This window comes from Flavobacterium sp., from assembly GCF_036405015.1.
GTDB lineage: Bacteria > Bacteroidota > Bacteroidia > Flavobacteriales > Flavobacteriaceae > Flavobacterium.
On record NZ_DASWYK010000001.1, the window covers coordinates 25,459 to 31,583 of the forward strand.

General features: G+C 33.3%; 7 protein-coding genes. All 7 read left to right on the plus strand.

Going from position 1 to position 6,125, the window contains the following annotated elements; all coding sequences use genetic code 11:
• The first annotated feature begins 117 nt into the window (after window positions 1–117).
• On the plus strand, window positions 118–468 hold the full coding sequence (locus VGE71_RS00155; RefSeq protein WP_331136483.1) for a helix-turn-helix domain-containing protein: 351 nt from the start codon (window positions 118–120) through the stop codon (window positions 466–468).
• 11 nt (window positions 469–479) lie between these two features.
• Entirely contained in the window at window positions 480–1,055 is a 576-nt protein-coding gene (locus VGE71_RS00160; RefSeq protein ID WP_331136484.1) for a DUF1572 family protein, read from the plus strand.
• Window positions 1,056–1,070: 15 nt separating this feature from the next.
• Window positions 1,071–1,535 carry a hypothetical protein gene (locus tag VGE71_RS00165; RefSeq protein ID WP_331136485.1) on the plus strand — a complete coding sequence of 155 codons (465 nt, stop codon included), beginning with the start codon at window positions 1,071–1,073 and terminating at the stop codon, window positions 1,533–1,535.
• Window positions 1,536–1,669: 134 nt separating this feature from the next.
• Window positions 1,670–2,041 carry a DNA topoisomerase IV gene (locus tag VGE71_RS00170; protein WP_331136486.1) on the plus strand — a complete coding sequence of 124 codons (372 nt, stop codon included), beginning with the start codon at window positions 1,670–1,672 and terminating at the stop codon, window positions 2,039–2,041.
• A 302-nt stretch (window positions 2,042–2,343) separates the two neighbouring features.
• Window positions 2,344–4,263, plus strand: coding sequence for a DUF294 nucleotidyltransferase-like domain-containing protein (locus VGE71_RS00175; protein WP_331136487.1), 1,920 nt, complete (start codon window positions 2,344–2,346; stop codon window positions 4,261–4,263).
• Between the two features lie 2 nt (window positions 4,264–4,265).
• On the plus strand, window positions 4,266–4,901 hold the full coding sequence (locus tag VGE71_RS00180; RefSeq protein WP_331136488.1) for a 3'-5' exonuclease: 636 nt from the start codon (window positions 4,266–4,268) through the stop codon (window positions 4,899–4,901).
• Window positions 4,902–5,057: 156 nt separating this feature from the next.
• Window positions 5,058–6,125, plus strand: a 1,068-nt coding sequence (locus VGE71_RS00185; RefSeq protein ID WP_331136489.1) for a hypothetical protein, incomplete at its 3' end; no start/stop codon positions are given.

Here is a 6,125-nt window from a genome sequence, read left to right on the forward strand (position 1 = left end):
ATTCACGCAATCGTTTAGTATCCTTAAATTTTTGATTATTTTTGTAAATATCGGAAAGCCTGACAACACTGGCAATACCACATATTTTTATCCCATAGGGATATAAAAGTCAATTTTATGCAAACAAAGGAAAGAAGCACTGAAAATAAAATCTGTCCACTAGAAATTGCCGTGAATACGATCAGCGGCAAATGGAAAATTCCAATTGTCTGGCAGATTAATGAAGGCAAAAAAAGACCCAGCGAATTTTTAAGAGGCATTGCCAAAGTCGATCGTCGCGTTTTAAATCAGCAATTGGGCGAAATGGTTGAAGATGGTATTTTAACCAAAGAATCTTTTAATGAATTACCGCCAAGAGTTGAATATTCTCTGACTGAAACAGGAAAACAATTAGTAGAAATTCTTTGGAAACTAAACGATTGGGGAAAAATATTAATTACTGAAAATAAAGTTGAACTTCAATCTTAAATAATTAAGCCATGAAAACTGATGAATCTTATTTAGAAAGTGTTAAAAAGCAGTTTTTGTATTATAAAGCTTTAGGCGAAAAAGCAATCGATCAACTCGAACCAGCACAGCTTTTTGTTTCGTTTAATGAAGATACCAACAGCATTGCGACTATAATAAAACACATTTCAGGCAATATGCTTTCGCGCTGGACCGATTTTCTGACTTCTGATGGAGAAAAAGAATGGCGAAATCGCGATGCCGAATTCGAAAATGATTTAAAATCTAAAGAAGAAATCCTGGAAGTTTGGAATAAAGGCTGGAATTGCCTAGAAAATGCTTTGGAAAACTTAAAACCAGAACAACTTTCTGATATCATTTATATTAGAAATGAAGGTCATACGGTAATTGAAGCCATAAATCGTCAATTGGCACATTACCCTTATCACGTTGGGCAGATTGTTTTTTACGCCAAACAATTGAAAAACAGCGAATGGAATAGTTTATCGATTCCGAAGAATAAATCGGGAAATTACAATGCCGAAAAGTTTGCCAAAGAAAAAGAAATCAAGAACTTTACCGACGATGAATTAAAAAGATTGAAATAACATATCTTTCAAAATATGAAATCAAAAAATAACGAAACGCATCATTTTTTACCTAGTGGCGAATGGGAAGGTTTTTATTGTTATTCCAACTCTCCACAACAGCACAAAATGTCTATCAGTTTAAATTTTTCTAATTTGAAGGTTTCTGGTTCTGGAACTGATGATGTTGGCTCTTTCAAATGGAATGGCAGTTATAATCTGGAAGATTTTAAGATCAAGATGGTTAAAACTTACCCTACGCATCCTATAAATTACAAAGGAGATATTGATGAAAATGGTATTTGGGGAATGTGGGATAATCCCGAAGATTTAAGCTTTTTTGATGAATACTCTCCCGCATTTAAGCAGCAAGTAAAAGCGATGACATTCGGAGGATTTCATATCTGGCCCAAAGCAGTAGGTAGTGAATCTAAAGAAGAGATGCGAGAAGAAGTCAAAGAATCCAAAAAGCTAAAAGAGTTTTATATCCCAAAAGTTTAAATTAAATACTACTATTTCTTGTTATCCTAATGCCCTAGCCCTGATTGCAATGGAAATCCTTTTTATTTTTTTCTTTAAAAAATAAAAAGATTGGAATGGAAAGCAGGATTAGCTCCTAAAAAAACTTATTTAAAATGAAAAAAATTATATTCTTATTTCCTGTTCTGGCTTTAGTATCTTGTTATAATGCCGAACATAATTGTAAAGATTTTAAAACCGGAAAATTCAAATTTGAAACAGAAGTCAACGGTGTTAAAAAAACAACTTATTTTGAACGTAAAGAAGATATCGAAATCGAAACTTATGAAGGAAAAACAGATACTGCAACCATTCGTTGGGTAAGTGATTGTGAATATGTTCTTCAGAAAAAACACCCAAAAAATATGGCTGAAGAAAAAGCAATCAGCATGAAGATTTTAACGACTTCTAAAGATTCGTATACTTTTGAATTTGGCTTAGTTGGTTCTGAAGAAAAACAACGCGGTACCGTTCATAGAGTGGATTAAAGTACTGATTTTAAAATACACAAAGCTCCAAATATTGGGGCTTTTTTTGTTGCTTTTCGCCACGAATTCACGAATTTTTCTTCTTAAAATTCAACCTCAAAATTCGTGTTTTAGACGAATGTAACTCGAATTATTCTTAATTTAAATTCGTGAATTCGTGGCGAAAAAAAAATTGATCTACAACTTGTATTGAAAGGAAAAAACTTTGTGACTTTGTCTCTTTGCATCTTTGCAACTTTTTATTAACGTGTTTCTTTTACATTTCTATTTTAAATAGTACATTAGAACTTTAATCTAGCCACATGAAAAATACCATTTCTCAGAGAGTTGCCGACTTTTTAAAAGGTTATCCGCCATTTAATTTTTTACATCAGAGAGATTTAGAAAAACTGTCTGAACAGATTTCAATTGTATATAAAGAGAAAGATTCTGTAATTTTTGCTGAGAACGAAAAAACACATGATTCTTTTTATGTGGTTCATAAAGGCGCCGTTGCCTTGAAAAAAAGTACTAAAAATACTGTTTTAGATATGTGCGATGAAGGCGATATTTTTGGTCTTCGTCCGCTTTTGGCACAGGAAAATTATATAATGGAAGCCGTTACACATGAAGAAAGTATTTTATACGCCATTCCGATTGCGGTTTTTAAACCTTATGCTCTTGAAAACAGAAATGTTGGTAATTTCTTGATTGAAAGTTACGCTTCTAATACTCGAAATCCGTATTCGGATATTCATAAAGATAAATTGTATGGTGATGATTTGCTGAATGAAAATCTTCAAACCAGCAATCACTCTTTTGATTTGACTCCAATTAAATATTCAAAAAAAATTGTAACCTGCAGTCCGTCAACTACAGTAAGGGATATTGCCAAAATTATGGGCAAGAAAAAAGTCGGTGCGATTTTGATTGTAGATGAAATGCTACCAATTGGTATTTTGACCGATAAAGATCTTCGAAACAAAATTGTGACGGGGGAATTTCCTATCGAAACGACTGCCGAAACCATCATGACAAAACCTGTAATTACGTATCCTAAAAAAATGACGGTTACAGAGGCTCAAATGGCCATGATGAAAAGTAATATCAGCCATTTGTGTTTAACGAAAGACGGAACTGTCAATACCAAAGCGGTCGGAATCTTATCCAAACACGACGTTATGGTCGCTTTAGGAAACAATCCTGCTGTTTTGATCAAAGCGTTAAAGCGAACTAAAAAGATTAAAGAAATAAAGCCTATTCGTAATCAAATCATGCAATTACTGCAAGGTTATTTGGATCAAAATATTCCGATGACGCTGATTACCAAAATCATTACCGAGCTGAATGAAGCTTGCACAACGCGTGTAATCGAAATTTGTATCGAAAAAATGAGTAGTCCACCACCTGTCAAATTCGGATGGCTGGCACTTGGAAGCCAAGGAAGAGGCGAACAAATGTTGCACACGGATCAGGATAATGCGATTGTTTATGAAAATGTAAATGAAGTTTTTAGAGATGAAACCAAGATTTATTTCTTGAAACTGGCTGGACATGTTAATAAAGGTCTTTTTGAAATTGGATACGATTATTGTCCTGCCGACATGATGGCATCCAGCCCAAAATGGTGTATGAGTCTGGACGAATGGAAATCGCAAGTGCATCATTGGATTACCAATCCTGGAAAAAATGAAGTATTGCTTTCGTTCATTTTCTTTGATTACAGTATGACTTACGGCGATTCGGATCTCGTAAATCAATTGTCAGATTCTATTTTTGAAGATGTAAAAGCCAATCCTATTTTTTATATGCATTTGGTGAGTGGTGCTTTGCAAAGCCCTTCTCCTACTGGTTTCTTTAGACAATTCTTAGTAGAACAAGATGGTGCCAATAAAGATAATTTTGATATTAAACGAAGAGCTTTAATGCCATTGACAGATGCAGCGCGTGTTTTAATTTTATCTCATTCAATTAAAGGAATCAGCAATACGGCCGAACGTTTCGAAAAACTAGCTGAATTAGAACCTAACAACAGAGAATTGTATTTGTCTTGTTCTTATTCGTTTAAAGCCTTATTGAAATTTAGAACCAAGCAAGGTCTTTTGCACCACGATTCTGGGCAGTTCATCGAATTAGAATCTTTAACTAAACTGGAAAAAATTAAACTGAAACGTACTTTTAAAACCATAAAAGAACTTCAAGAGTTAATTTCGGTACGTTTTAATATTTCAAATCTAGTATAATAATGAGCTTATTCAATTTCTGGAAAAAAGAAGAAAACAATCTGTTTGATGAAAACATCACGATTGAAGAAACTCGTTTTGTGGTTTTAGATACTGAAACCACAGGATTTGATTACGATAATGACCGAATTTTATGTATTGGTGCACTTATTCTTCAAAACGGAACAATTAATATTCAAAATAGTTTTGAAGTTTATATTGAGCAGGATCACTATGATAAATCGACAGCTCAGATTCATGGAATTTTAAAAGCCTTTGTCATTCAGCGTCCAAGTGAATTAGAAGCTTTACAGCAGTTTCTAGATTTCCTTGGTGATTCTATTATCATTGCACATCATACTATTTTTGATGTTACAATGATTAATAAAGCTCTAGAACGAAACGGACTTCCTCAATTAACAAACAAAACTTTAGATACGGCTTATTTGTATAAAAAAACGCTGATTCAATCCCATTTGTTCGAACGAAAAGATCATTATACTTTAGATGATTTGGCCGATAAATTTGATATTTCTAAAAAAGATCGTCATACTGCATTGGGCGATGCATACATTACAGCGATTGCTTTTCTTAAAATTGTAAAGAAATTAAAAGAAAAAAGAGCGACGAATCTAAATCAGCTTTTTAAACCACTTTAAGATTTTTTTAAGAGTCTTAAATTTACATTCAGAACATTTAATTTACTATTTCATAATAATAGACTTACAATTATTAGCATTAAGAAAAAATTAACATAACCTGTATTTTGTTTTAGAGAGATAGCTTTGTGCTAATCAAAAAAAACAAAAACAATTATGAAAGCTAACTTTTTTAAATCACTAACCTTGCTTGGAATTGCAGGACTTTCTGCAATCGGCTGTCAAAATGATGACAACAAGGGTTCAAACAAAGTAAATTCGAATATTGACTTTACGTCACATTCAAAAGTTCCTGCATTTGTGTATGCAATGACTGGTTTCGAAAACCTAAAAATCAGTACTTTAATTGCTAGTACAGACGTACTTCCAGAATCTCCTAAATTTATTTATGGTGCTCAGCCTGATGGTGCTGGATTAATGAAAGATCCAAATGGAGATGGTTACATTATGATTACTAATCATGAAATTCTTCAATCTGTTTCTAGAGTTTATTTAGATAAAACTTTCAAACCTGTAAAAGGTGAATATATTGTTGACGCCGTTGGAGGTTTAACACGTTTATGTTCTGCAACTTTGGCAACTCCAGAAATTCATGGTTTTGGACCAATCTTTTTAACTGCTGGAGAAAGTGGACAAGAAAGTATGGTTCATGGAATCAATCCTTTGGGATCTGCAACAGATAAAGCAAGAAAAGACAGAGTTTTACCAGCTTTAGGAAAAGCAAGTATGGAAAACGCTGTTCCGCTTCCAAAAGAAGCTTATCCTGGAAAAACAGTTATTTTAATTGGTGAAGATCAATCTTATGCAACTTCACACGTAAGTGCTGGACAGGTAATTATGTATGTAAGTACAGTTGGAGATTTATCTAACGGAAAACTTTACGCTTTAAAAAGAACAGATGGAAATCAGGTAGAGACGGATATCAAATTAAACAGCAGCTATCCAGTAGAATTCGTTGAAATTCCAAATGCTAAAAACCTAACTGGAGCAGTAATCAATACAACAGTAAACGACTTAAAAGCAATTCGTTTTTCAAGAGTTGAAGATTTAGATTACAGAAAAGGAAGTGCTACAAATAACAGAGAAGTATATTTTACTGCTACAGGTCAAGCAACTAATAATGCTCCTGTTGATGGTTATACTATGTGGGGAAGAGTTTATAAATTAAAATTAGATGCTTCAAACCCATTAAAAGGAACATTAGAATTAGCCGTTGAAGGAGAC